Below are 21,145 nucleotides of genomic sequence, written 5' to 3'. Positions count from 1 at the left end.
AGAAATATGCCGTTAGGACGACGACCTTGCCGACGACCCCAACGGCGGGACCAGATGCTCTAGATCGCCTTGAGCTTCATGCGCGCCTCGAGCTTTTCGGCATCTTCCTTGCGTTCGCTGTAGCGGCTGGTCAGGTAGTCCGAGACATCGCGGGTGAGCAGCGTGAACTTGACCAGCTCTTCCATCACGTCGACGACGCGGTCGTAGTAGGATGACGGCTTCATGCGGCCAGCCTCATCGAACTCCTGGTAGGCCTTGGCCACGGAAGACTGGTTCGGGATGGTGATCATCCGCATCCAGCGGCCGAGGATGCGCATCTGGCTGACCGCGTTGAACGACTGCGAGCCGCCCGAGACCTGCATCACCGCCAATGTGCGCCCTTGCGTCGGCCGGATCGAACCTGTGGCCAGCGGGATCCAGTCGATCTGCGATTTCATCACCCCGCTCATCGCCCCGTGCCGTTCCGGGCTGGTCCAGACCTGGCCTTCCGACCAGAGCGACAGCTCGCGCAGTTCCTTGACCTTCGGGTGATCGGTTGGCGCGCCGTCCGGCAGGGGAAGGCCGGAGGGATCGAAGATGCGGGTCTCGGCGCCGAAGTGCTCCAGCAGGCGCGCAGCTTCCTGGGTCAGGAAGCGACTGTATGAGCGTCCACGAAGCGATCCGTAGAGAAGCAGGATCCGCGGCTTGTGGGTCGACAATTCGACGGACAGCTTGCTGCGGTCAGGCAGGTCCAGCGCGTTGCTGGCGATGTTGGGCAGGTCAGGCAACGCGGTTTCCCCAGGCATCGATCAGCACCTCGCCGTCTTCCTTGTGAAACGGCCCTTTTTGCGGAAGCGGCAGGATGTCGAGCACGATCTCGGAAGGTCGGCTGAGCCGCACGCCCCAGGGCGTGACGACGAACGGCCGGTTGATGAGGATCGGATGCGCCAGCATGGCGTCCAGCAACTGGTCGTCGGTCAGCTTCGGATCGTCCAGGCCCAGTTCCGCATAGGGCGTGCCCTTCTGCCTGATGGCTCCGCGCACGCTGAGGCCGGCCTTGGCGATCATGTCCTGCAGCACGGCGCGCGCGGGCGGCGTTTTCAGATAGTCGATCACAGTGGGCTCGACCCCGGCATTGCGGATGAGCGCAAGCGTGTTGCGCGACGTGCCGCAGGCGGGGTTGTGGTAGATGGTGACGTCCATCAGGCGGATCTTTCAGCTTCGTTGGAGGATTTGACGGCCACGCCGCGCTCGTACCAGCCCTTGCTGCGGTTCACGATCCAGACGACCGACAGCATCACCGGAACCTCGACAAGCACGCCGACGACGGTTGCAAGTGCTGCACCCGAGCTGAAGCCGAACAGGCTGATGGCGGCGGCGACCGCCAGCTCGAAGAAATTGGAAGCGCCGATCAGCGCCGACGGACCGGCGACGCAATGCTGCTCGCCCGAGATGCGGTTGAGCAGATAGGCCAGGCCCGAATTCAGATAGACCTGGATCAGGATCGGCACCGCCAGAAGCGCGATGATCGCCGGCTGGGCGATGATCTGCTCGCCCTGGAAGCCGAACAGGAGCACAAGCGTCGCCAAAAGCGCCACCAGCGAGAGCGGCTGCAAGGTGTGCAGCAGTCGTTCGAGCGCGGCCTGGCCGCCTGAGGCGAGCAGCCGGCCCCGTATGACCTGTGCGATGATCACCGGAATGACGATGTAGAGCACCACCGACAGGACCAGCGTGCCCCAGGGAACGGTGATCGCGGACAGGCCGAGCAGCAGGCCGACGATCGGCGCAAAGGCAACCACCATGATGGCATCGTTGAGCGCCACCTGCGACAGGGTGAAATGCGGTTCACCCCTGGTCAGGTTCGACCAGACGAAAACCATGGCCGTGCAAGGGGCGGCTGCCAGGATGATCAGACCCGCAATGTAGGAATCGATCTGGTCGGCGGGCAGAAGCGGGCGGAAGAGCCAGCCGATGAACAGCCAGCCGAGCAGCGCCATCGAGAACGGCTTCACCGCCCAGTTGATGAACAGCGTGACGCCGATGCCGCGCCAATGCCTGCCGACCTCGCCCATGGCGGCGAAATCGATCTTCAGCAGCATCGGGATGATCATCAGCCAGATCAGCACGGCGACCGCAATGTTCACCCTGGCGATCTCGGCGCCGCCGATGGCCTGGAAGACAGCTGGCAGCAGATGGCCAAGCGCGATGCCCACGACGATGCACAGCGCGACCCAGAGGGTCAGATAACGTTCGAATGTCGACATGATTTCTGGCCGTCCCTTAACAGCAAGCGGGCGCAAGGGCCGGCTGGCAGATGGCCGGGTTGCCGGCGCAGCAGTCCTCCATCAGAAACCGGATCAGGCCGCTCAGCGCCTGGTAGTCGGCCGAGTAGACGATGGAGCGTGCGTCCCGGCGGGCGGTGACCAGCCCGCCACGCTCCAACTCCTTGAGGTGGAACGACACATTCGATGCCGTAACCCCTGCGGCCTCCGCAATGATGCCAGCGGCCATGCCGTCCGGCCCGGCCTTGACCAGCAGCCGGACGATCTTCAGCCGCGTTTCCTGGGACATCGCCCCGAAGGCGATCAGCGCTTGACGTTCATCCATATTTCAACAATCCTAGAAATGTCAAAATGAGGAATAACCGAGATGCCGACCCCTGACAACCGCGAATTTGCCGGCTCGAACGATTTCCCGGGCGACGACATATCGATCGGTGAGCTGTTGTCCGTCCTCGCCGGGCACAAGGACAAGCCGTTGCTGTTCAGCTATGGCGGCCGCACGGTGAAGCCGGGCTATCATGTCACCGAGGTCAAGGCGGGAGCCTTTGCAGCACTTGATTGCGGCGCAAACCCCGAGGCCTGGACCGAGCTCTTCATCCAGCTCTGGGATGTCGACGAAGACGGACGGACCCATATGACCGCGGGAAAATTCGCGGCCATCATCGGCAAGGTCGGCGCGCATGTGGCTCTTGATCCCGGGGCCAGGCTGACCTTCGAGGTCAGCGACGGCATCGCTGCGATACAGCTGCACAAGGCATCCATGCCGCTTGTCCAGGGCGGCGAGGTCCATATCCAGCTCTCCGCCCGGGCGTCGAGCTGCAAGCCGCGCGACCGTTGGCTTGTCGAGCAGGCGAAGGCCAGCTGCTGCGGCCCCGCCAAAGGCGATGGCCAGCCCTGCTGCGGCTAGGGCGGTTGCCTCTGTGCGGCCCTGAGCTCAGACCTTGCCCTCTTTTTGCGCCTTTTCGAGCTTTTCGTGGGTCTTCTCGAACAGCGTCTTTTCGACAGGCTCCGGCCGGAACTGCTTGTCCATCTCCTTGACCTGTTCCATCGCCTTCTGGTGCGCTTCGGCTGCACCGACGATCTTTCCTTCGTTGGCCATGGTTATTCCCCCTCTTCTCCGGTTGATGACATCGACGCGTCTAGCGAACGTTCCAGTTCGTGATGGCAAAATCCACGATCATCCATCCCATGGTCAAAACCAGCGCAGCGCCCAAAGCCGCATCGACATAGTCGCCATATTTGCCGGGCAGGATTTCATCGAGAAAAACGGCAACGAAAAAGCCGAGTATCGCCCCGAGCGCGCCCAGGGCAGCAGCGCCGCCTTGCCCCCAAAGAACATGTCCGGTCACGACCAGCAGTAAGAAAATCAGTATTCCAACGGCGCCGGCAGCGTGGTTCATTGTCTTTCGACCCGCGATCTCCCGTATAATACGGCACGAAATCTCGATTGCTGCAAGTTGTCGACAGTGTTGAGTGCGGCTAAGCTTTGCCACATGCTATCTCGTTTCAGATTCGCCTCGAGCCTTGGATTTGCGCTGGCCGTTCTCGCCTCCAGCGCGGCGCATGCCGCGGGCGCTTGCCCTCCCGTCAGCCGGGCGTCCGAACGCGGCAAGCTGCAACAGCTGCTTGCATCCAGGCGGAGAGCGAGCGGACCTTCCTGCTGGCTGGTGCCGAACAGCGGATCGAGCAGATCCCATCGAGCGCCCTCAACGCCGATGGCGCGATTTGCGGCATCTCAGCCGTTCGTGCCTATGTGCTCAGCTGCATGAACGCCACTCTTGGCGAGCCGTTGCGCGCGATGCCGGCGGACAAGGCCTCAGGCAAGGCGCTGTGGGGCCGGGCCGGGCTGTCGGCCCGCGGTGCCGTGTTCATCGGCATGTTCGAAGCCTGCCGCGGCGGCGCCGCGGAGGCGTTTCTGTCGCGGTGAGTTGATCCGTCGAGGTGCCCGGATCTGCCCAGCCGCCAAGATCTGCCCAGCTGCCATGCGCACGGGGCGAGCAACAAGCAGGATTTCCGCATGAGCCTCTTTGTCATCACCGGCGCGATGGCCGCCGGCAAGACCACCGTCGCCAAGGCGCTGGCGCAACGTTTCCCCCGCTCGGCCGTCGTCGGCGGCGATGTCTTCCGTCGCATGATCGTCAACGGTGCGGCCGTCATGGGGCCGACGCTCGACGCCGAAGCGCGCGCGCAACTGACGCTGCGCCAGGTGATCGCCACCGATGCCGTGCGTCGTTACCGCGACGCCGGCTTCACCGTGGTCTATCAGGACATTCTCATCGGGCAGGATCTTGTCGCCGCCGTCGAGCGCCTGGCCGACCTTGATCCGCGCGTCGTGGTGCTGGCGCCTTCGGCCGAGGTGCTGGCGCAGCGCGACAGGGACCGGGCGAAAACCGGCTATTCCGACCATTTTCCGCCCGCAATCCTCGCCGAGGCACTTGCCCGCGAGACGCAGCACCTCGGCCGGTGGATCGATTCATCCGCCATGGCTGTCGAACAGGTGGTCGACGCCATACTCGACGACTGACGCCTCAGGCCGCACCAGCGTTGCGAAAACGGCGTCCTGATCGTCGAGACCGGCGACATGGTGACGTTCGCGGTGCCGACAGTCCAGCCGGAGATCACCGACAAGCTCGTCATTGATAGGGCTGGACGCCTCATCACGGACCTGACGCCGATACAGCCGACCGGCACTGTCGTGGCGTACAAGGCTTGGTGTGCGGGTTAGTTTGCTGGCGGTGCCCCACATATTTTGTATGTGACCACCTGAAGCGCATGGGTAGCGGGTTTGGAGAGGTAGCCGGGATCTGACCTGATCTCTCGCATCACGCTGTCGTACAAGACTCTGGCAGTCATGCCAGCATCGTAAAGGCACTTGGCTCGGTGCATTGTCAGGCGATTTCCAACGTCATCGTTGAGGGCATAGTCCTCAACCATGTAATTCGCGGCTCCCCATACAAAGCCAAGCCCGTACATTTCATTGTCTTGGAGTAGCTCTGCGCCTGTTTTTGCATAGGCATTCGAGCCTTGAAGGAAGAGTATTACCAAGGTGGCTGTGAAACACCGAAGCATGCCTTCGTCTCCCCCTACGATGCGGCACTATCCCCATGCTTAAACGACTATCACCTCGCGAGCGCCTCGAACAGCTTGTGGCGGATCTCACGCCTGTGCTTCGCGCGGCCTTCATGGAGGCGATCGACGACATCCGCTCGAACATCGTCCTGCGGCGCGTTGTGGAGCGTCTGGAGCGCGGCGACATCAATGGCGCTATCGCCGCCATGCATCTCGAAGAGGCGGCATTCCGGCCGCTGGATGAGGCGATCCGGCACGCCTTCAACGGCGGCGGCGTGGCCACTATCGAACAGATGCCGACCCTGCGTGACCCGAACGGCCACCAGATCGTCATCCGGTGGGATGCGCGGAACCTGGCTGCGGAGGAATGGCTGCGCGAGCATAGTGCGACACTGGTCAGCAACATCGTCGCGGATCAGGAGGCGGCTATCCGGGCAGCCTTGGCCGAGGGGCTTGCTCGAGGCGACAATCCGACCAGGAGTGCGATAGACATCGTGGGTCGGGTCAACCGTGTCACAGGCAAGCGCGAGGGTGGCATCCTTGGGCTGACGGCTCAGCAGGCCGCCTATGTCGACACTGCGCGTGAGGAACTGCTCTCTGGCGATCCTGTGGCCATGCGGAACTATCTGGAGCGTGCTCGCAGGGATAAGCGCTTCGACCGGACTGTTCTCAAGGCGCTCGCAGAAGGGAAACCGCTGCCGGCTGATGCCGTGGCCCGGATCGTCGGAAGGTACTCGGACGGGCTGCTGAAGCTCAGGGCCGACACCATTGCCCTGCATGAGACCTTCTCGGCTCTCGGCTCATCCAGGGACATCGCTTTTCGCCAGCAGATCGAGGCGGGCAGGGTGCAGGCCCAGCACATCACCAAGACTTGGCGCCACACGCCGCAAGTGCATCCCAGGGCGCAGCACGTTGTCATGCATGGCCAGGTTGTCCCGTTCGATCAGCCGTTTATCGCGCCAGATGGAACGACGATTCGCTATCCGCATGCTCCGGGCACGCCAACGCGCCACACCATCGGCTGCAAATGCTTCGCCGAGTACAAAATCGACTATGTTGCTAAGCTCACAATATGATGGGCTTCTCTACGAAACCACACCAGCTCGCTATCTGATCCTTGGCTAGGTCGTACATGAGCACTGTCTCTGTGCGCAGATAGAACATGATGATTTGCAACCGAGCGCCTCCGTCCTCGTGAGCGACGCAGAAGTCTGCAACCTTGGAGCCCGACAAGTTTCGAAGCATGAAGGAAGCGCGGACGTGATAGCCGTAATATGGGCTGAAGGTTCGCCCAAAATCTCGACCAATCTTCCCCAGAAGACCGATCTCACGGAACGGGGGCTTTTCTGCTTCGACTTTTCTCGAAGCCTCAGTGAGAAACGCACAAAGGTTCGTAGCTTCGCTAGGGTTGATAAGGTCCTCGGTGTTCTCACGGTCGTGGCTGAAGAGATAGAGGAATTCTCCATCTTTCTGTACTGAGCTGAACGTCATGATCGGCTTGAGGGCGGGGATGATCGTGATGGTGTCGATGACATCGTATTGTTTCATACCCCACATGCCGAAGGTCTCATCAACAACTCGATATTGCGAACTGCTCTGAGATTTTGGTTCTGGTCAATCGAGAAATTCAACAGAGACACACGCGTGGCCAGCTTTTCAGCAACAGTCGGTCAGTGGGCCCAAAAGGTCGAAGGAGCGCTTGAGGCGGTGTTCAAGGAAGCCGCCCAAGAGTTGGTGTCACAACTGAACCAACTCGTACCTGTCGGCGAGACGGGGTTTCTCCGGTCCTCGCTGATGGCCTCGACAACAGCGATGCCGACCCTGACCCGTGCCAATCCAGGAATGTCAGTGCCTGCCGATATCGGGGATATCCTGCTGGTCATCAACAGCGCTGATCTCGGTGACACGATCTATCTCGGCTACACCGCGAACTACGCCGCATTCGTCCACTTCGGAGCGCAGGGCAGGACACCACGGCCATGGGTGACAATGGTTGCCCAGCGGTGGGAAATGATCGTGGCAGAGAAGGCCACGGAGGTTAGGCGCCGGCTCGGGCTATGACTGCGCCGGGGATCATTCGCCAGGTGGACTCTCTCGCCCTCGTCATCAGCTCGACGATTAAAGCCAAGCTTAAGATCGATCTTGCAGGCGTTGCAAAGCTTGCGCAATATCCGGCAATGTAACCCGGTGGAATTCGGTGTGAGAGGGTGAATTGCTTCGTAAAAGCCTTTCAGTTTTTTGCAACCTTTGTCTCTTCGCAATCATATTCTCAGTAGGGTCATTCGCTTTGGCTGGAGATCTCGCGAAAAATGAAGAGGTCCGAAAGGTTTTGCTCGAGCACGGCGATGATGGCCGATCGGTCAGACTGATCCAGCATTATGCGTATTTTGCCACAGCGGAAGCTGCATCGCAGTATCGTGAATTCGTGTCGGCGCGTGGCTATCAACTTGACCGGGAGGCAAACGATGCTTTTCAGCCAAGGCCGTGGAGCATCGTGTTTTCAAAGTTGCAGGCTCCAAAGGACATCGATAGTGAGACTGGGCTTCTCGATTTAAGTGCCGTGAAACTTGGTGGAGAATACGACGGTTGGGAGACCAAAGTGAATCGGAACTGATGTCCGGTTGGAACCTAGGAAGGTAACAACCCGCGCCACGACCAGTCAAAAGACTGATAGCTCCTCACCCAACCCGGTTGAAACAATGCCATCAATCGACACATCGATCTGGCTCGCTTTGAAGGCGAGGGTGCAGGCGCTTGTCCTGTCGCCTGTGCGGAGGTCGATCTTGCGGAAGTCACGACACCTCTATCCGATCTGAAAGACATGTCGTCGTTCGATAGCAACGTTGCCGACCCGCCGGTCCCGCTACGTCCACATCGAGCGCATCTTGCCCTTGATGTCGACCGAGGTGCGCGGCCGCGTCGCCTTGTCCTTCTGGAACGACTGGCTGGTCCAGGAGGTCGCCTCGAAATGGGTAAGCAGATGCTGCGCAATGAAGCGGCTGCGGGAAGCATAGACATGCCTGTCGCCGCGCGCCGCCTGGCCGGAGGTGAAGAAACGCTGCGGCGTGATCAGGTGCAGCGAATCCTTGGCCCGGGTCATGGCGACATAAAGCAGCCGGCGTTCTTCCTCGAGCTCCTTGCGCTCGCCGGCGCTGAGGTCGATCGGCATGCAGCCGTCGACCGCGTTCAAGACGAACACCTTGGTCCACTCCTGGCCCTTGGCCGAATGGATCGTCGACAGGATGAGATAATCCTCGTCGAGATGCGGCGGTCCGGCCTCGTCGCTGGTTGCCGAGGGCGGGTCGAGTGTCAGCTCGGTGAGGAAACGCTCGCGGCTGGGATAACCGGAGGCGATCTGTTCGAGTTGCAGCAGGTCGGCCCGCCGTGTCGTCGCATCCTCGTGCTTGCGCTCGAGATGCGGCTCGTACCACAGCCGCGCCCGCTCCATCTCGGCCGGCCAGCCGGGGCCGCGCCGGAGGTCCGAAAACAGCGCGACAAAACCGGGCCAGTCGCTTGCCGCCCGGGCCGGCGGGGAGAAGCGCGCCAGCCCCATTTCGAGGTCGAGCGACTGCTCCATGCTGTCGATGGCGTTCGACGCCGCCGACGGGCCGACGCCCGGCATCAGCTGCATCACCCGGAAGCCGGCGATGCGGTCGCGCGGGTTCTGGGCAAAACGCAGGATGGCCAGCACGTCCTTGACATGGGCGGCATCGAGAAACTTCAGCCCGCCGAACTTGACGAAGGGGATGTTGCGCCTGGTGAGCTCGACCTCGAGCGGCCCCGAATGGTGCGCTGCCCGAAACAGCACCGCCTGCTCCTTCAAAAGCGTGCCGGCCTCGCGCTCCTTCAAGACCTCGTCGCAGACATAGCCGGCCTGTTCGGCCTCGTCTGCAACCGTCACGATGCGGGGCTTTTCCAGCGACCGGCGTTCGGTCCACAGGTTCTTGGTGAAACGCTCCTCGGCCTCGCCGATGACGGCATTGGCGGCGTTCAATATGGCGTCGGTCGAGCGATAGTTCTGGTCGAGCGTCACCACCTGGGCAGGTTCGGCAAACAGGCCGGGGAAATCGAGGATGTTGCGCACTTCGGCGGCGCGGAACGAATAGATCGACTGGGCGTCGTCGCCGACCACCGTCAGGCCGCGGCCGTCGGGCTTGATCGCCGTCAGGATCGCCGCCTGCAGCCGGTTGGTGTCCTGGTATTCGTCGACGAGGATATGGTCGAAACGCTGGGAAAGATGGGCGGCGATGTCAGGCTCGGCGGCCATCTGCGCCCAGTAGAGCAGGAGGTCGTCATAATCGAGGATGTTCTGCGCCTGCTTGGCCTCGACATAGGCGCCGAACAGCGCCTTCAGCTCGTCGCTCCAGCCGACGCACCAGGGAAAGGCGTGGCCGAGCACCGCCTCGAGCCTGTCCTGGGAATTGACGACACGGGAATAGATGGCAAGGCAGGTCGCCTTGGTGGGAAAGCGCTTCTCCGTCTCGGAAAAGCCGAGCTGGTGGCGAACCAGGTTCATCAGGTCGGCCGAATCCTCCCGGTCATGGATGGTGAAGGCCGGCTCGAGCCCGATGTCGAGCGCATAGTCGCGCAGCAATCTCGCGCCGACGGAATGGAAGGTGCCGGCCCAGCTCAGCCCTTCCATCAGGCTCGCCGCGCGCTCCTGCAGCACGTCGGCGGCGATGCGCTCGACGCGCCTGCTCATCTCGGCCGCGGCACGGCGCGAAAATGTCATCAGCAGGATGCGCCGGGGGTCGGCGCCACGGACGATGAGATGGGCAACCCGGTGGGCGAGCGTGTTGGTCTTGCCCGAGCCGGCGCCGGCAATGATCAGCAAGGGGCCCGACACCGCGCCGTCGCCATGCAAGACGGCCGCACGCTGGCCCGGGTTCAGGCGGGCGAGATAACCGGAAACTGCTGCCGAATCACGGATGGCGATGTTCATGCCGGCATGAAGCATCGTTTCCGTTTCGTTCGCAACGGCCTGCACCGGCGGGGCGAAGCCTGCGGCGCGCGCCATTGCCCTTGCGTTGGCATTTTGTGAATTGACGCCAGGAGGTATTTGTTCCTATTTTGTTCTCATGCCGATGTTATCCGAATTTCCCTCCGACAAGATCATCGTCTCCTGCGACAAATGCGGGATGCGCAAGCAATACGACCGCGACGCGATGGTGCGGGCAGGCGGCGACCGCACGCTGGCGCTTCTGCTGGACGCGATCGTCGCGCGCATCGGCTGCACGCGGACCAACACGTTCAACATCTATGACCGCTGCGGCGCCAAATATGAGGAACTGGTGCGGCTGCTGGGGATGTCGACGTCGCATCGCGCGCCGGACCGATGAGCGTCGTGGATGGGCTCCCGTATCGCCTCGGCGATCAGGGGCGCGCGCCAGGCGATGGCGAGGGCGCCGGCCTGGTCGCATCGCGGCCGCGTCGCAGTCCGGTCAGACAGGAGCAAACATGTCGCGCAGGCACCACAGAAACGACAGACTGACCGAGAGCGAGATCGAGGCGATCGTCCTGGCGGCGATCCCTTTGCGTATGGCGATCCAGAAGTGCTTCATCAGCCTGAAGCCCTTCAACGAGACCTATTCGCTGCTGCATCACCACGTCGCCGGGCTGGACGCCGTTCTGGAGAGAATTACCGGCCGAAGCCTCGATTACCGCAGTCGGGATCTCGGCCTGGTGCCGCGTCGCGATGGCTAGGCACATAGCTCTCCGACATCGCTCTCACCGGCATCGCCCTCACTGGCAGGCTTGAGCAACGCGCCCGCATTCGGCCGGCCCGCGCTTCGCGTCATCGATGGCTATTTGAGCAGTTTCGCATATCATGGCAAAGGCCTTTCGGTTGATCAGGGGCGACGAGGCCTACGCCGCCTGGCGCGCCAGGATCCGGTCGGCGAAGCGGCGGAAGAATCGGAGATGGAGGCGCATCGCCTTGGCCTTGCGGAGCGCCTGGGCGTGGTTGTGCCGGCGCCATGTCGGCATGGCGCGGGTGCGGAGGATGAAGGCTTTGATGTCTTCGAGCGCCTCGTCGACCGTGTCGGCCGGATGGATCATCGCCTGACACAGCGCGGGATCCCGGGCGAGGGCGTCGGTGAGCTTCTTGCGGGCAAAATGCGCCGCCCGCGCCTCGGCGATGCCGGAGCGGCGGATGGTTTCGAAGGCGGCGAGCATGGCAGGGCTCTGGCCGGCATAACCGCATTGTTCGGCAAAGGCTCTGCTGGCGTTCATCGGTCGCTCCATCCCCTGGGGTGATGGAGCAAGTTTCCATTATGGAAACATCGCTGTCAATCAAAAGTTTCCAAAATGGAAATTCACCGGGTCATCATCTCCCGGATGTTCGAATCGCCCTGGCGTATCGCTGATCCGAACGCTGGGGCAGGGGCGCCGCTAGTTGGCGGCCAGGCCGTAGGCGATATCGGCGCGCACGCGCCGCCCGGCCGGCCCTTCGACTGCCAGCACGGCGCGGAAGAAGCGTATCGTTGCCCGGCACAGATTTTCGTCCTTGGGGTCGAGGGCGGTGAGCGACTGGAGATCGTCGCTCGTTCCGCCCTGGGCAATCAGGGCATTGCCGACTTCCTCCCAATCGGCGTCGGTGACCGCTTCGATCGGCTGCGGATTCTCTCGCGCCGCACCGATCGCCCCGAACACGTCGACGGCATTGGCATCGAAGGCCCTGAGATATTGCTTGTCCGGCTCGACCAGTGCTGCCGGCCCGCTGATGATGAAGCGGGCGCAGCTTGCCGCGGTCTCCCTGGCGGCGACAAGTTGCATCAGGTCGAGTTGCGAGGTGAGCGCAGCATGCAGGCTCTCGTCCGGCGCCTGATGCATCGATTTCGCGTGCTTCTTGCGGATCGCCGCGGTCGCCTGAAGGGCCTGGTCCCTGGCCTGGGCGGCTGTCGGCCGCCTGGCGACGATCGCCGCTATTTCCTGTGTCAGCGCGGCATAGTCTTCCGGCAGTTGCTGCTCCATCACGTCGTACATGCGGTAGCCCTGGCCTCGGAGCTCGGAGATGATTTCCGCGGCGGAGGGGCCGGCGGCGAATTGATCCACCAGATACGTGCCGCCGACAGCGCCGAAACCACCTGCCAGAAGCTTGACCAGAAGGAAGGACCCTGTGTGTTGCGCTTGGTGTAGAATGAATGCGGGAAGGAGGCCGTCAGGATCCTGGTCGTCGTGCTGAACACGACAGACCGCGGCTTGGCTCGGCTCCCTTCCCGCACCACCTGCCGTCAACCTGCACAGTTGCACGAGGCCGTTGGCGCGGACCTCGCACCACAGGAAGAGGTTCCATGACGATACACCACACTTATGTCGGTTGCGACATCGCCAAGGCGGTGATCGATGTCTTCGATCCGCTCAGCCGCCGTTTCAGCCGCGTGGCCAACGAGGCTGCGGCTCTGGCCCGCTTCGCTGCCGGCCTAGCGCCAAACAGCTTCGTCGTCCTCGAGGCGACGGGGCACCATGACCGGGCCTTACGCCAGGCGCTCGCCAAGGCCGGCATCGCTTGCGTCCGCATCAATCCGATGACGGTGCGCCGTTTCGCCCAGGCGCGCGGCCACCTGGCCAAGACCGACCGCATCGATGCCCGCATCCTGAGCGAGATGGGGGCGATGTTCTGCCCCGATGCCGACACGCCGCCATGCCCCGGGCGTGAGCGGCTTGTTGCCCTGGCCCGCCGCCGCGACCAACTGGTCGCAGCGCGCGCGCTCGAGCTGCGCCATCGCGACGAAACCACCGACATCACCGTGCTTGCCGACATCGAGGCTGCAATCGTTGGCCTGTCCCAGCGCATCTCGGCCCTCGAGGCCGAGATCGCCAGCCATATCGAAACCCTGGACGAGCTTGCCGAACAGGCCGAGCGCCTGACCTCCGCTCCAGGCATCGGCAAGGTGACCGCCATCACCCTCTTGGCCCACATGCCCGAACTCGGAACCATCTCGCCCAAGGCCATCGCCAGCCTCGCGGGCCTTGCGCCTTGCAACAACGACAGCGGCACAAGGACCGGCCGGCGCAGCATCCGGGGCGGCCGGCCAAGGCTACGCCGGGCGCTCTACATGGCAGCCCTCGGCGCAATCCGCGCAAACCAGCGCTTCAAGGCCTTCTACCAGGCCATCGCCCAACGCTCCGGATCAAAGAAATGCGCTATCATCGCTGTCGCGCGAAAGCTCATCACCATCCTCAACGCCATGATTCGCGACCAAAAACACTTCGCTTGAACACAGTTGCCAGGCCGGCCGCAACAACGATAACGCTCTTCCACCTGGACATTTCGAGCTTTGCCCTCAAATCAGCCGGCTCGATCCAATCACCTTTCCATATCAGTCACAATTGGGGGCAAGGGGAATATTTTCCTCTGATGTTCTTGACTCTGTCTCAAGGAAAATGTTCCTATCCGCTGATAAAGAGGAGCCGGGATGGCGATCAGACATCAGATCAAGGCGCGCTACCGATCCCGCAATGACGAGATCGTCGCCGGGCTGCGCGATGCCGCGCACGCCACAGCCCCGCTTGATCCGATGATGGTGGTCAAACGCAAGTCAGCCGAGATCTCTACCGCGATGGCTCTTTTGCACGGCGGCGACTGGCGGGTGCAGATCGATCACCGGGAAGGGCTTGTGCTGATCGTTCGCCGTCGTCATCGAGGAAACCCTTGACCACGGCAACCGCCTTGCCGAGGTCGTCCTTGTCGACACCGAAGGCCAGCAGGGCGGCGCGCAGCTTGCTCTCCGGCGAGGTCACGGCAGCAGCCGCCGTCGGATCGCGGTAAAGCTCGATCGGGCTCGCAAGCTCGAGCGCTGCCGCAAACTGCGCCAGCCAGACGCCGTCGATGTTTTCAGGCCTGGCGAGCTTCTTGCTGATGGTGCCGCCGGCGACCTTCATGCGCTCGGCCAGCCGCTTCCTGTCCAGGCCGGGAATGGTCGCCATCCATTCTTCGATATAGAGCCGCGGCGCCTCGAAATCCGTCATGGCTAACTCTTTCATGGCCAAAATGTAGCTTTCCAGAACGGAAAGCGCAAAATTTCCAAAATGGAAATAATTGCTTGACGAATGATTTCCGTTATGGAAATCATTCGCTCATGTTCACATCCAACAAAAACCGGCTCCGCGCGGCGCTGAAATCGGCCGACCGGGCAGCGCCGTCGCGCCGCCTGTGCCGCCCTCGGCACGCTGTCCGCCCCGCGGGCGGCTTCGAGATCGACACGCCGGCCGGCACGGCACGACAGGCGGAGACCGTCCGATGATCCGGCTCGAGCTGGACATCACCAGGGGCAGGGGCCGCGTGCCGTCAGCGCGCGACCGGCGCGCTGACCTCGAGGCCGCCCTGTCAGGCCAGCGGCCGCGCCGGCTCAAGGGGCCGGTCGCCGTCTATGTCCGCCTCGCGGCATCAGGCGCCCGCGCTGAGGCCAGCTGCGGCGACGCCGCCGATTTTGGCCGGTGCATCCTCGACACGCTCACGGCGCATGGCCTGATCGACGGCCTGGTTCGCCGGCTGACGGTTGAATGGGTTGCAGACGACAAACCGGCTGAAGACGGCCCGCGCTGCGTCGTGCTGGTCCAGCCGGAGGTGGCCGCATGAGCGACATGCCCTGGGTTCGTTTTTTTGCCTCGGACTGGCTCGCCGGCACACGTGGCATGAGTGCCGCTGAAACCGGCATCTACATCACGCTGGTGGCCTCGATGTATGAGCGCGGCGCGCCCGTGCCGGAAGACCATCTCCGCCTTGCCAGATTGTGCGGCGCCTCGAGCGCTGCCTTCAAGGCAGCACTCGAAAGCCTGATCAGTGACGGCAAGATCCGCCGCATCGACGGCGGGCTGTGGAACGGGCGTGTCGCCAGGGAATGCGCCATCCGTTCGGAAAAGTCGCTGGCCGGCAAACAGGCGGCCCGGGCGCGCTGGCGCAAAGCCGAGCAAGATCAAGGGGCCGCCGATGCCGATGCTGTGCCGCCGCACAGCGTTGGCACTGCCAGCCAGAAGCCAGAGACCAGATCCAGAGAAACGGAAGCTTCTTGCAAAAGGCGCGGCAGCCGGCTGCCCCGGAGCTTCAGCCCTGATTTCGACGACGCGGCCAAGGCAGGGCTTTCGCCTGATGAGGCGGCACGCGAGGCGGAGAAATTCCGCGACTACTGGAATTCGCAGGCCGGGCAGAGGGGCGTCAAGCTCGACTGGCCGGCGACCTGGCGCAACTGGTGCCGCAATGCCGCCGAGCGCCGCCCGCGCCCGCCACCCCAGCGCAAGCGCACCTTCGTCGACGTGGCAATGGACCGACTAGGAGCTTCCCATGGACCAGAGAGCCTATTTGGCACTCACCGCAATGTTGAATTCTTTCCCCCAGACATCGGGCAATGCCGACCTGACGATGCAGACCTATGAGGCGGTGCTGGCCGATGTCGCGCCGCAGGCGGTGGTCGAGGCGGCCCAACGCTTCACCACGGGCGCCGTCGACGGCCAGAACCGGACGTTTGCGCCGTCGGTGGCCGAATTCGTCCAGGAGGCGCGCCGCATCGCCGGCATCCTGCCGCATCGCGGCCGCAAGGCCCTGCCTGTGCCGTCCAGGGTGCTGCGGCGCGAACCCCGGCCGGACGAACGCGCCCGCATGTGCCTCAAGCTGCCCTTGCTGCAGGCCGCCATCCGCAACGGCCGCGCCGATCTGCTGGCCGAGGCCGAGCGTAACGGCCTCGATGAGCTGGTGGCTCTGGCCCGGAGCTGGCGCGTGCCGGTGTCGGAAACAATCCTGATGCAGCTGAAGAGGGCACAATGAAACACCAGCAAGCCGAGCCCATGACATCTCGACCCATGACATCCCGACCCATGGCCTGGGACCTCGATCTCGCCGGCCGGATGCGTGAATCCGGCATGAAGTTCAACCAGATCGCCGTGATCTTCGGCCTGTCGCCCGACACTGTGCATTGCCGGCTCGACCCTGATTACCGGCGCAAGCGCGCCGACGCCAAGCTTGCGCGCTGTCAACCGGTGGCCCCCGGCTTCCGCCGCCAGGACGACAGGGTGACCCGGGCCGAATTTGCCGCGCGCCTGGCCGAGCTGCCGGACGACGACCGCGACCTCACCGCCCGTGTGCTCGGCGACCCGGTCTTTGCCCGTTCCGCCGCCGCCAAGGCAGCACTGCGGCCGGCCGCAAGCAACAACATCACCCTGCCGCGCCTCTCGTTCCTCGGCGACAGGATCTGCGGAGAGAAGACCCCAGGAGACAAGATGCCCCGAGACGACATCCCCCGAGGCAATATGGCAGGAGGCAGGCGATGAACCATTTCCATGCCAAGGCCGAATGGATCGACGGCGCCTGGCGCGCGCTGGTCCGCTACAGCCACAAGGCCAACTACTGGCCGGTGATGTCGGGCGCGCGGCCGGCGGGCTACCCCTCGCACGACAAGGCGCTGATCGCCGCCTACCAGGCCCAGGAAAAACACCTCAACGGCACCATCCGCGGCTTCGGCGACAAGGTTTGCGCGGCCCGCGCCGAGGCGGAGCGGCTGTTCCGGCCCGGCCGCAAACCTGTCGTCGTCGAACGCGCCCGGGCAAGACCACTATGAGCAGGGCCAATATGAGCAAGGGAGGCGAGGCAGGCATGGGCAAGGCGGGCATGGCGGGTACGAGCATGGGCACGGTGGCCACGAGGAAGGGCACGGGCATGGGCCAAGCGGGCACCGGCAAGTCGGGCACCAGCAAGTCGGCCAAAAGCATTTCGGGCACGGGCAGGGCGAAAAAACAGCCGAAGCCGCCGAGCCCGCTGGTCACCGTCGAGGTCGAAAACCCCGACTGGCGGCCGGCGCGTGACGGCGAAAAGGCGTTTCCGCGCCTCATCACCGCCCAGAAAAACATCAGGGAAAGTGCCGTCGAGACCTTGTTTGCCCGCGGCTTCCTGGCGCGCGCGCAAAAACAGGCGGCCGACCGCTTCCGCGCCTGTTGGGAAAAGGCCGGCGGCACGGTGCGCAGCCTCGACCATGCGCTCGACCGCGTCGACGGCGGCCGCGGCGACCCGCTCGCCGCCCGCATCGTCGCCGCCAACGAACTTACACGCTGCCGCCATCTCGTCGGCCACCGCGGCTACCAGGTGCTCCAGCTCGTCTGCGCCGAGGGCCGGGCGCTCGCCGAAATCACCCCGCACAAACGCGAACGCCTGACCATGGCGGATAATTTGCGCGCCGACCTGGATGACCTGGCGGCGATGTGGGGGATCCAGACGGCGCGGCGGCGGGTGGGTGGGTGAGGGGGATGGCGGGGAGTTTGGGTTGGCCCCGGCGGGTCTTCGATCAGCCAACATAACGACAAGGGGCACGACAATGCACCTCCCCCGTGGTCGTCATGACGCCGGAGCTGAGCGGGTAAGGTATCACATAGTCAGGGACTTTAGTGCGGCTGTGTCCTTTAGCAGACCACTGCGATTGGCCGACTTCAAGGCGGGCAAATCTAGATTGGCTACCGCTGGTCGCGTGCGAAGTGGCTTTCTGCGCTCGCCGCATTAGGTAAAGGTGAGCACCTCGGATTCAGAAGCGGTCCTGCTCATTCAGTGGAAGCGCGTATGCGGCACTGGGTTGATCCCTCACAGAAAGCTGCGAAACTAGGCAATGCTCGACTTGGCTCTTGCTGCTGCTGAAGCCGCAGAGGGGGCAAGGAAATAGCCCTCGTACTTGCTGCGACCGAGCGAGAATTGGAACCTCCGTGGGGCTTCAGATGGATCACCTTTCGGCCGCCGCTCGCCGAGACTTGATGCGACGAATTCGGGGGCAGGATACCGCTCCGGAAATGCGGGTGCGCCGGGCGCTTCATCGACTAGGATTCCGGTTTCGGATTCACCGTCGCGATTTGCCAGGCACACCCGACGTGCTCCTTCCTCGATACAAGACCGCCATGTTTGTCCATGGTTGCTTTTGGCATCGGCACCCGGGCTGTAAGCGCGCTAGCCAACCTGCCACCAATGCAGAAAGGTGGAAACAGAAATTTGCACGAAATATCGAGAGAGACCGTATCGTGGAGCGTGAGCTTTCCGCTCTTGGCTGGACGGTTGCAGTCATTTGGGAATGCGAAGCAAGGAACGAAGAGGCACTATCAAAGAGAATTGTTGATCTGCTAAAAGGGAAGAGTTGACTGTCCGAACTTTCAGTTAAACAGTCGACAAACATCTCGACACTCATGGCCCGCGGCGCTAGTATGTGCCGCCGGGGATGGGGGATTTTGCGTGATGTTCAATATGTTGGCGGCAAAGCCACTACTTGGCTGGTCCGAATTTGATGCTTAGTTGCGTCGATCTGTTTGCTGGCGCTGGGGGGTTTTCGTTGGCTGCGAGGCAGGCAGGCTTCGCAATAAAGCTGGCAATTGAAAACAACCGGCACGCGGCATCCACCTATCGAAACAATCTTTGCGATGTTGAGGAACCTCCAGTTCTGCGCGAAGGTGACATTTCAACTATGCCGCCTGAGGCAGAGCGCGAACAGGTTTTTAAGGACGGGGAGAACTGCGATCTCTTGCTCGGGGGGCCTCCGTGTCAAGGATTTTCCGCACATAGAATTAAAGATGCTGGTGTTGCGGACGAGCGTAATGACCTCATACACATCTACTTCAATTCCATGCCGAATGTCAGGCCGCCGGATGGGACGGCGTTCAAGAACGTCTAGTTTTGTGCAGGTTGTTGGCGTCGATCGAGCAAAAACTCAAACGTGATTTCAGCAAGACTTTGTTTGAGCGTCTACATTGGGCCAGCGAAGGGGTGCACTGGATTAAGTCCGAATCCCTCTTCATTGCCTTCTCCAATAAGGCTGATCGCGAAGACCTAATCTCCGAGCTTCAGGCCGCTTTGTATGCTTGGAATCCGCAACCATCTAGACTGTTGTTGGCTCGCATACGCGCAGAGATGGATGAATTGGGAGTACTTGCGCAGACCAAGGCACTTAGCAATCAGCACGCTCTCGCTCATTGGTACAAGCGTCTGTTGACGGCGAATGGCGTAGAGCGGCGATGGCTTATTGCTGAGGCTGTGTCGCGCCATTCAGAGCGGCTAATGGGTGCTGTTCTGCAACCTGTCCAAAAATTCGCGGACAAGTTGATTGAGATGGAGGCCCAGAGGGACGCCGGAGAGATCTGCTTTGGTCATTTCAAGATCGACCTTACGGATGCAGCTACGCGATCAAAAGCCGAGCACGAACACAATGCTTTTGTGTGTAGCAAAGATCCTGAAGGATGGCATTTAAACACTGGTCATGTTTTTAAAGCCAAAGATGAATATTGGATCTGTCTATCTCCTGCTTGTGATATGGTTCCTGCGCAATTGTCGGAAGAACGTCGATCAGTATTTGGCGGGAGGCTTCCATTTGTTGCGGTAAAACTTGTACCATTGAAGGATGGTAGGTCTACGCCAAAGGATATTCAATCAAACAGGTATATATTTATTCAATCACAGAGTTCGGTTTCCGGCTTCTGTTTCAATAAGCCAGAAGGGGAAAATTCCGCACCTGATTGGCAAATACTCTATGCTGATAAGCTCGGTGAATTTGGTGTTGATTTTGAGTTTGACGTGTTCGTCACAAAGATGGGTAAGACACGACTTGTATCGGAAAAACAACATGCCAAGGTTGTTGGGCAACTTCGGTATGAATATGCATTGAATTTGACCCATCGACTTGGTGCCACAATGACCCGAGTTGGACTTGATTTTGCTGGAACGCCAGCCCCGCCAACAAAGCGAGATCGGTGACGCGTCGATGATTGATGTCTAACCAGTATGCCAAGCCATTGGTGGGTAAATCATAAGCAGACAGCTCGACAAGAAATCGAAGGTCGCTACTTGTGGTCACCGAAAACAGAGAGTGATGGAAAGCGGAGCGAATTCTACAATAATATGCGCCGTGCATCACCTGGTGATCTTGTGCTTTCCTATGCTAATCAGGAGATCCGCTACGTTGGTCGCGTGACCGAATTTGCGTTCACTGCACCTAAACCGGAGGAATTCGGCAACGCGGGCGTTTATTGGAATCGTGAGGGGTGGCTGCTCCCCGTCTATTGGGTTCCCCTCATTCCAGCCATACGGCCGAAAACACTCATTGGCGCTTTGGGGAGACATCTGCCCACCCGATATTCGCCAATTCACCCGATGACAGGAAACGGGAATCAAAAGGCGTACCTCGCCCAGATTCCCCAAGCTGCATTCGATGTGATTGTTGCCAGTGCTGTGTTCGACCAGATTGCCCTTGCGCGGGGTGGATCAAACAGCCTGAGTTTCGAGGTGGTGAGCGAACTACTCGATGATGTTGCAGAGCGAAGTATTGCGCTCGACTTGGCACTAGACGACACGGTACGGAGAAGTGTCGTCATGGCGCGTCGAGGGCAAGGTGTCTTCCGATCAAATGTAGAACGGATAGAGCGATCTTGTCGCCTCACGGGGGTTACTAACCCCTCGCTGCTTATCGCGAGTCACATAAAGCCGTGGCGTAACTGCAGCTCAGCGGACGAGCGACTTGATGGACACAACGGCCTTCTTCTCACGCCCGACGCCGACCTTCTTTTCGACCGCGGGTTCATAAGCTTCTCAAACGACGGCGGCATATTAGTATCACAGCGCGTAGATCACGCTGACATGCGTCGACTTGGCTTTGAGCATCTGGTTCACAAGCAATTTGGCTTTGCGGAGGCTCCCATGCCTTGGGGGAGCGCAGGACTAAATGAAGGGCAGCGTTGGTACATGGAGCACCACCGGGCCGAGGTCTTCATCACATAATTTTTCGACAGAGATGCCACGTTTTGACTAATCAGGTTTTGCAGGGAATGCCATAGCTGCCACATCCGGCACTACCTGGGAGGCT

At 61.7% G+C, this 21,145-nt stretch carries 31 protein-coding genes; 20 read left to right on the top strand and 11 right to left on the bottom strand.

The window, feature by feature from the left end; translation table 11 throughout:
• Window positions 1-59: 59 nt before the first annotated feature.
• From arsH to HNQ95_RS23045, 4 genes are read right to left on the bottom strand one after another with little or no spacing between them, the layout of a single operon-like run.
• Window positions 60-785, bottom strand: coding sequence for an arsenical resistance protein ArsH (gene arsH / locus HNQ95_RS23060; protein WP_067963856.1), 726 nt, complete (start codon window positions 783-785; stop codon window positions 60-62).
• The gene (gene arsC, locus HNQ95_RS23055) at window positions 760-1,182 is read right to left on the bottom strand and encodes an arsenate reductase (glutaredoxin) (protein ID WP_182575338.1); all 423 of its coding nucleotides are present in this window, start codon (window positions 1,180-1,182) and stop codon (window positions 760-762) included. Before arsC ends, arsH begins: the two co-directional genes overlap by 26 nt.
• On the bottom strand, window positions 1,182-2,243 hold the full coding sequence (gene arsB, locus HNQ95_RS23050) for an ACR3 family arsenite efflux transporter (RefSeq protein WP_182575339.1): 1,062 nt from the start codon (window positions 2,241-2,243) through the stop codon (window positions 1,182-1,184). Before arsB ends, arsC begins: the two co-directional genes overlap by 1 nt.
• Window positions 2,244-2,259: 16 nt before the next feature.
• Window positions 2,260-2,586, bottom strand: a complete 327-nt coding sequence (locus HNQ95_RS23045; RefSeq protein ID WP_115732728.1) for an ArsR/SmtB family transcription factor — start codon at window positions 2,584-2,586, stop codon at window positions 2,260-2,262.
• A gap of 42 nt (window positions 2,587-2,628) precedes the next feature.
• On the opposite strand from HNQ95_RS23045, the gene HNQ95_RS23040 reads away from it, so the two are divergent.
• Window positions 2,629-3,168, top strand: coding sequence for a DUF6428 family protein (locus HNQ95_RS23040; RefSeq protein ID WP_182575340.1), 540 nt, complete (start codon window positions 2,629-2,631; stop codon window positions 3,166-3,168).
• A 27-nt stretch (window positions 3,169-3,195) separates the two neighbouring features.
• Here HNQ95_RS23040 and HNQ95_RS23035 read toward each other — a convergent pair whose 3' ends face one another.
• Together HNQ95_RS23035 and HNQ95_RS23030 are read right to left on the bottom strand one after the other, a co-directional pair.
• Entirely contained in the window at window positions 3,196-3,360 is a 165-nt protein-coding gene (locus HNQ95_RS23035) for a hypothetical protein (protein ID WP_182575341.1), read from the bottom strand.
• A 40-nt stretch (window positions 3,361-3,400) separates the two neighbouring features.
• Entirely contained in the window at window positions 3,401-3,661 is a 261-nt protein-coding gene (locus HNQ95_RS23030) for a hypothetical protein (protein WP_067963846.1), read from the bottom strand.
• A gap of 365 nt (window positions 3,662-4,026) precedes the next feature.
• Here HNQ95_RS23030 and HNQ95_RS23025 point away from each other — a divergent pair, with 365 nt between their 5' ends.
• From HNQ95_RS23025 to HNQ95_RS23015, 3 genes are all read left to right on the top strand, one after another.
• Window positions 4,027-4,188 (top strand): hypothetical protein, encoded by a 162-nt coding sequence (locus HNQ95_RS23025; RefSeq protein ID WP_154385175.1) that lies wholly within the window; start codon window positions 4,027-4,029, stop codon window positions 4,186-4,188.
• Window positions 4,189-4,278: 90 nt separating this feature from the next.
• Complete coding sequence (locus HNQ95_RS23020; protein ID WP_182575342.1) at window positions 4,279-4,785, top strand: AAA family ATPase; 507 nt, start codon at window positions 4,279-4,281, stop codon at window positions 4,783-4,785.
• 580 nt (window positions 4,786-5,365) lie between these two features.
• Window positions 5,366-6,406 (top strand): putative phage head morphogenesis protein, encoded by a 1,041-nt coding sequence (locus tag HNQ95_RS23015; protein ID WP_182575343.1) that lies wholly within the window; start codon window positions 5,366-5,368, stop codon window positions 6,404-6,406.
• Here the strand turns inward: HNQ95_RS23015 and HNQ95_RS23010 are convergent.
• Complete coding sequence (locus HNQ95_RS23010; protein ID WP_182585828.1) at window positions 6,396-6,878, bottom strand: hypothetical protein; 483 nt, start codon at window positions 6,876-6,878, stop codon at window positions 6,396-6,398. The genes HNQ95_RS23015 and HNQ95_RS23010 overlap by 11 nt on opposite strands.
• 96 nt (window positions 6,879-6,974) lie before the next feature.
• On the opposite strand from HNQ95_RS23010, the gene HNQ95_RS23005 reads away from it, so the two are divergent.
• Both HNQ95_RS23005 and HNQ95_RS23000 read left to right on the top strand, forming a co-directional pair.
• Window positions 6,975-7,391 (top strand): HK97 gp10 family phage protein, encoded by a 417-nt coding sequence (locus HNQ95_RS23005; RefSeq protein ID WP_182575345.1) that lies wholly within the window; start codon window positions 6,975-6,977, stop codon window positions 7,389-7,391.
• Window positions 7,392-7,617: 226 nt separating this feature from the next.
• Window positions 7,618-7,944 carry a ribonuclease E inhibitor RraB gene (locus tag HNQ95_RS23000; protein WP_182575346.1) on the top strand — a complete coding sequence of 109 codons (327 nt, stop codon included), beginning with the start codon at window positions 7,618-7,620 and terminating at the stop codon, window positions 7,942-7,944.
• A 249-nt stretch (window positions 7,945-8,193) separates the two neighbouring features.
• Here the strand turns inward: HNQ95_RS23000 and HNQ95_RS22995 are convergent, their stop codons facing one another.
• Window positions 8,194-10,272: an ATP-dependent helicase gene (locus tag HNQ95_RS22995; protein WP_182575379.1), complete on the bottom strand. Its 2,079-nt coding sequence runs from the start codon at window positions 10,270-10,272 to the stop codon at window positions 8,194-8,196.
• Window positions 10,273-10,408: 136 nt separating this feature from the next.
• Here HNQ95_RS22995 and HNQ95_RS22990 point away from each other — a divergent pair, with 136 nt between their 5' ends.
• Together HNQ95_RS22990 and HNQ95_RS22985 are read left to right on the top strand one after the other, a co-directional pair.
• Entirely contained in the window at window positions 10,409-10,669 is a 261-nt protein-coding gene (locus HNQ95_RS22990) for a hypothetical protein (RefSeq protein ID WP_182585827.1), read from the top strand.
• 118 nt (window positions 10,670-10,787) lie between these two features.
• On the top strand, window positions 10,788-11,033 hold the full coding sequence (locus HNQ95_RS22985; protein ID WP_067963833.1) for a hypothetical protein: 246 nt from the start codon (window positions 10,788-10,790) through the stop codon (window positions 11,031-11,033).
• Between the two features lie 162 nt (window positions 11,034-11,195).
• On the opposite strand, the gene HNQ95_RS22980 is transcribed toward HNQ95_RS22985, so the two are convergent.
• The gene (locus HNQ95_RS22980; RefSeq protein ID WP_182575347.1) at window positions 11,196-11,561 is read right to left on the bottom strand and encodes a hypothetical protein; all 366 of its coding nucleotides are present in this window, start codon (window positions 11,559-11,561) and stop codon (window positions 11,196-11,198) included.
• Window positions 11,562-11,720: 159 nt separating this feature from the next.
• Complete coding sequence (locus tag HNQ95_RS22975; RefSeq protein ID WP_182575348.1) at window positions 11,721-12,383, bottom strand: hypothetical protein; 663 nt, start codon at window positions 12,381-12,383, stop codon at window positions 11,721-11,723.
• Window positions 12,384-12,622: 239 nt separating this feature from the next.
• Here HNQ95_RS22975 and HNQ95_RS22970 point away from each other — a divergent pair, with 239 nt between their 5' ends.
• The gene (locus HNQ95_RS22970) at window positions 12,623-13,549 is read left to right on the top strand and encodes an IS110 family RNA-guided transposase (protein ID WP_067963782.1); all 927 of its coding nucleotides are present in this window, start codon (window positions 12,623-12,625) and stop codon (window positions 13,547-13,549) included.
• Window positions 13,550-13,883: 334 nt separating this feature from the next.
• On the opposite strand, the gene HNQ95_RS22965 is transcribed toward HNQ95_RS22970, so the two are convergent.
• The gene (locus HNQ95_RS22965; protein WP_115732705.1) at window positions 13,884-14,300 is read right to left on the bottom strand and encodes a hypothetical protein; all 417 of its coding nucleotides are present in this window, start codon (window positions 14,298-14,300) and stop codon (window positions 13,884-13,886) included.
• A 74-nt stretch (window positions 14,301-14,374) separates the two neighbouring features.
• Between HNQ95_RS22965 and HNQ95_RS22960 the strand changes: the two genes are divergently transcribed.
• From HNQ95_RS22960 to HNQ95_RS22910, 11 genes are all read left to right on the top strand, one after another.
• Window positions 14,375-14,575 (top strand): hypothetical protein, encoded by a 201-nt coding sequence (locus tag HNQ95_RS22960; RefSeq protein WP_182575349.1) that lies wholly within the window; start codon window positions 14,375-14,377, stop codon window positions 14,573-14,575.
• Window positions 14,572-14,910 carry a hypothetical protein gene (locus HNQ95_RS22955; RefSeq protein ID WP_182575350.1) on the top strand — a complete coding sequence of 113 codons (339 nt, stop codon included), beginning with the start codon at window positions 14,572-14,574 and terminating at the stop codon, window positions 14,908-14,910. The genes HNQ95_RS22960 and HNQ95_RS22955 overlap by 4 nt, the downstream gene beginning before the upstream one ends.
• A complete protein-coding gene (locus HNQ95_RS22950) occupies window positions 14,907-15,704 on the top strand; it encodes a YdaU family protein (protein ID WP_182575351.1) in 798 nt (265 codons plus the stop codon). Before HNQ95_RS22955 ends, HNQ95_RS22950 begins: the two co-directional genes overlap by 4 nt.
• Entirely contained in the window at window positions 15,646-16,092 is a 447-nt protein-coding gene (locus HNQ95_RS22945) for a hypothetical protein (protein WP_182575352.1), read from the top strand. Before HNQ95_RS22950 ends, HNQ95_RS22945 begins: the two co-directional genes overlap by 59 nt.
• A 50-nt stretch (window positions 16,093-16,142) precedes the next feature.
• A complete protein-coding gene (locus tag HNQ95_RS22940; protein WP_182575353.1) occupies window positions 16,143-16,595 on the top strand; it encodes a helix-turn-helix domain-containing protein in 453 nt (150 codons plus the stop codon).
• Entirely contained in the window at window positions 16,592-16,882 is a 291-nt protein-coding gene (locus HNQ95_RS22935; protein ID WP_182575354.1) for a hypothetical protein, read from the top strand. Before HNQ95_RS22940 ends, HNQ95_RS22935 begins: the two co-directional genes overlap by 4 nt.
• 35 nt (window positions 16,883-16,917) lie before the next feature.
• Entirely contained in the window at window positions 16,918-17,559 is a 642-nt protein-coding gene (locus HNQ95_RS22930; protein WP_182575355.1) for a hypothetical protein, read from the top strand.
• Between the two features lie 464 nt (window positions 17,560-18,023).
• The gene (locus tag HNQ95_RS22925; protein WP_182575356.1) at window positions 18,024-18,437 is read left to right on the top strand and encodes a very short patch repair endonuclease; all 414 of its coding nucleotides are present in this window, start codon (window positions 18,024-18,026) and stop codon (window positions 18,435-18,437) included.
• A gap of 125 nt (window positions 18,438-18,562) precedes the next feature.
• Complete coding sequence (locus HNQ95_RS22920; protein ID WP_246719265.1) at window positions 18,563-18,964, top strand: DNA cytosine methyltransferase; 402 nt, start codon at window positions 18,563-18,565, stop codon at window positions 18,962-18,964.
• Window positions 18,965-18,978: 14 nt separating this feature from the next.
• A complete protein-coding gene (locus tag HNQ95_RS22915; RefSeq protein ID WP_182575357.1) occupies window positions 18,979-20,040 on the top strand; it encodes a hypothetical protein in 1,062 nt (353 codons plus the stop codon).
• 144 nt (window positions 20,041-20,184) lie between these two features.
• Entirely contained in the window at window positions 20,185-21,060 is an 876-nt protein-coding gene (locus HNQ95_RS22910) for an HNH endonuclease (protein ID WP_182585826.1), read from the top strand.
• Window positions 21,061-21,145 lie beyond the last annotated feature (85 nt).

Source organism: Aminobacter ciceronei, from assembly GCF_014138625.1.
Classification (GTDB): Bacteria; Pseudomonadota; Alphaproteobacteria; order Rhizobiales; family Rhizobiaceae; genus Aminobacter; species Aminobacter ciceronei.
This window is presented reverse-complemented; position numbering and strand designations above follow the sequence as displayed.

Bases quoted from the DNA above. Each gene is read 5' to 3' on its own strand.
- HNQ95_RS23030 (WP_067963846.1), bottom strand. From the start codon at position 3,661: ATGAACCACGCTGCCGGCGCCGTTGGAATACTGATTTTCTTACTGCTG.
- HNQ95_RS22970 (WP_067963782.1), top strand. From the start codon at position 12,623: ATGACGATACACCACACTTATGTCGGTTGCGACATCGCCAAGGCGGTG.
- HNQ95_RS22995 (WP_182575379.1), bottom strand. From the start codon at position 10,272: ATGAACATCGCCATCCGTGATTCGGCAGCAGTTTCCGGTTATCTCGCC.
- HNQ95_RS23045 (WP_115732728.1), bottom strand. From the start codon at position 2,586: ATGGATGAACGTCAAGCGCTGATCGCCTTCGGGGCGATGTCCCAGGAA.
- HNQ95_RS22945 (WP_182575352.1), top strand. From the start codon at position 15,646: ATGTTGAATTCTTTCCCCCAGACATCGGGCAATGCCGACCTGACGATG.
- HNQ95_RS22985 (WP_067963833.1), top strand. From the start codon at position 10,788: ATGTCGCGCAGGCACCACAGAAACGACAGACTGACCGAGAGCGAGATC.
- HNQ95_RS23010 (WP_182585828.1), bottom strand. From the start codon at position 6,878: ATGAAACAATACGATGTCATCGACACCATCACGATCATCCCCGCCCTC.
- HNQ95_RS23035 (WP_182575341.1), bottom strand. From the start codon at position 3,360: ATGGCCAACGAAGGAAAGATCGTCGGTGCAGCCGAAGCGCACCAGAAG.
- HNQ95_RS22935 (WP_182575354.1), top strand. From the start codon at position 16,592: ATGAACCATTTCCATGCCAAGGCCGAATGGATCGACGGCGCCTGGCGC.
- arsH (WP_067963856.1), bottom strand. From the start codon at position 785: ATGCCTGGGGAAACCGCGTTGCCTGACCTGCCCAACATCGCCAGCAAC.
- arsC (WP_182575338.1), bottom strand. From the start codon at position 1,182: ATGGACGTCACCATCTACCACAACCCCGCCTGCGGCACGTCGCGCAAC.
- HNQ95_RS22930 (WP_182575355.1), top strand. From the start codon at position 16,918: ATGGGCAAGGCGGGCATGGCGGGTACGAGCATGGGCACGGTGGCCACG.
- HNQ95_RS23040 (WP_182575340.1), top strand. From the start codon at position 2,629: ATGCCGACCCCTGACAACCGCGAATTTGCCGGCTCGAACGATTTCCCG.
- HNQ95_RS23020 (WP_182575342.1), top strand. From the start codon at position 4,279: ATGAGCCTCTTTGTCATCACCGGCGCGATGGCCGCCGGCAAGACCACC.
- HNQ95_RS22965 (WP_115732705.1), bottom strand. From the start codon at position 14,300: ATGACGGATTTCGAGGCGCCGCGGCTCTATATCGAAGAATGGATGGCG.
- arsB (WP_182575339.1), bottom strand. From the start codon at position 2,243: ATGTCGACATTCGAACGTTATCTGACCCTCTGGGTCGCGCTGTGCATC.
- HNQ95_RS22925 (WP_182575356.1), top strand. From the start codon at position 18,024: ATGGATCACCTTTCGGCCGCCGCTCGCCGAGACTTGATGCGACGAATT.
- HNQ95_RS22950 (WP_182575351.1), top strand. From the start codon at position 14,907: ATGAGCGACATGCCCTGGGTTCGTTTTTTTGCCTCGGACTGGCTCGCC.
- HNQ95_RS22980 (WP_182575347.1), bottom strand. From the start codon at position 11,561: ATGAACGCCAGCAGAGCCTTTGCCGAACAATGCGGTTATGCCGGCCAG.
- HNQ95_RS23025 (WP_154385175.1), top strand. From the start codon at position 4,027: ATGAACGCCACTCTTGGCGAGCCGTTGCGCGCGATGCCGGCGGACAAG.
- HNQ95_RS22940 (WP_182575353.1), top strand. From the start codon at position 16,143: ATGGCCTGGGACCTCGATCTCGCCGGCCGGATGCGTGAATCCGGCATG.
- HNQ95_RS22955 (WP_182575350.1), top strand. From the start codon at position 14,572: ATGATCCGGCTCGAGCTGGACATCACCAGGGGCAGGGGCCGCGTGCCG.
- HNQ95_RS22910 (WP_182585826.1), top strand. From the start codon at position 20,185: ATGCGCCGTGCATCACCTGGTGATCTTGTGCTTTCCTATGCTAATCAG.
- HNQ95_RS23015 (WP_182575343.1), top strand. From the start codon at position 5,366: ATGCTTAAACGACTATCACCTCGCGAGCGCCTCGAACAGCTTGTGGCG.
- HNQ95_RS22990 (WP_182585827.1), top strand. From the start codon at position 10,409: ATGCCGATGTTATCCGAATTTCCCTCCGACAAGATCATCGTCTCCTGC.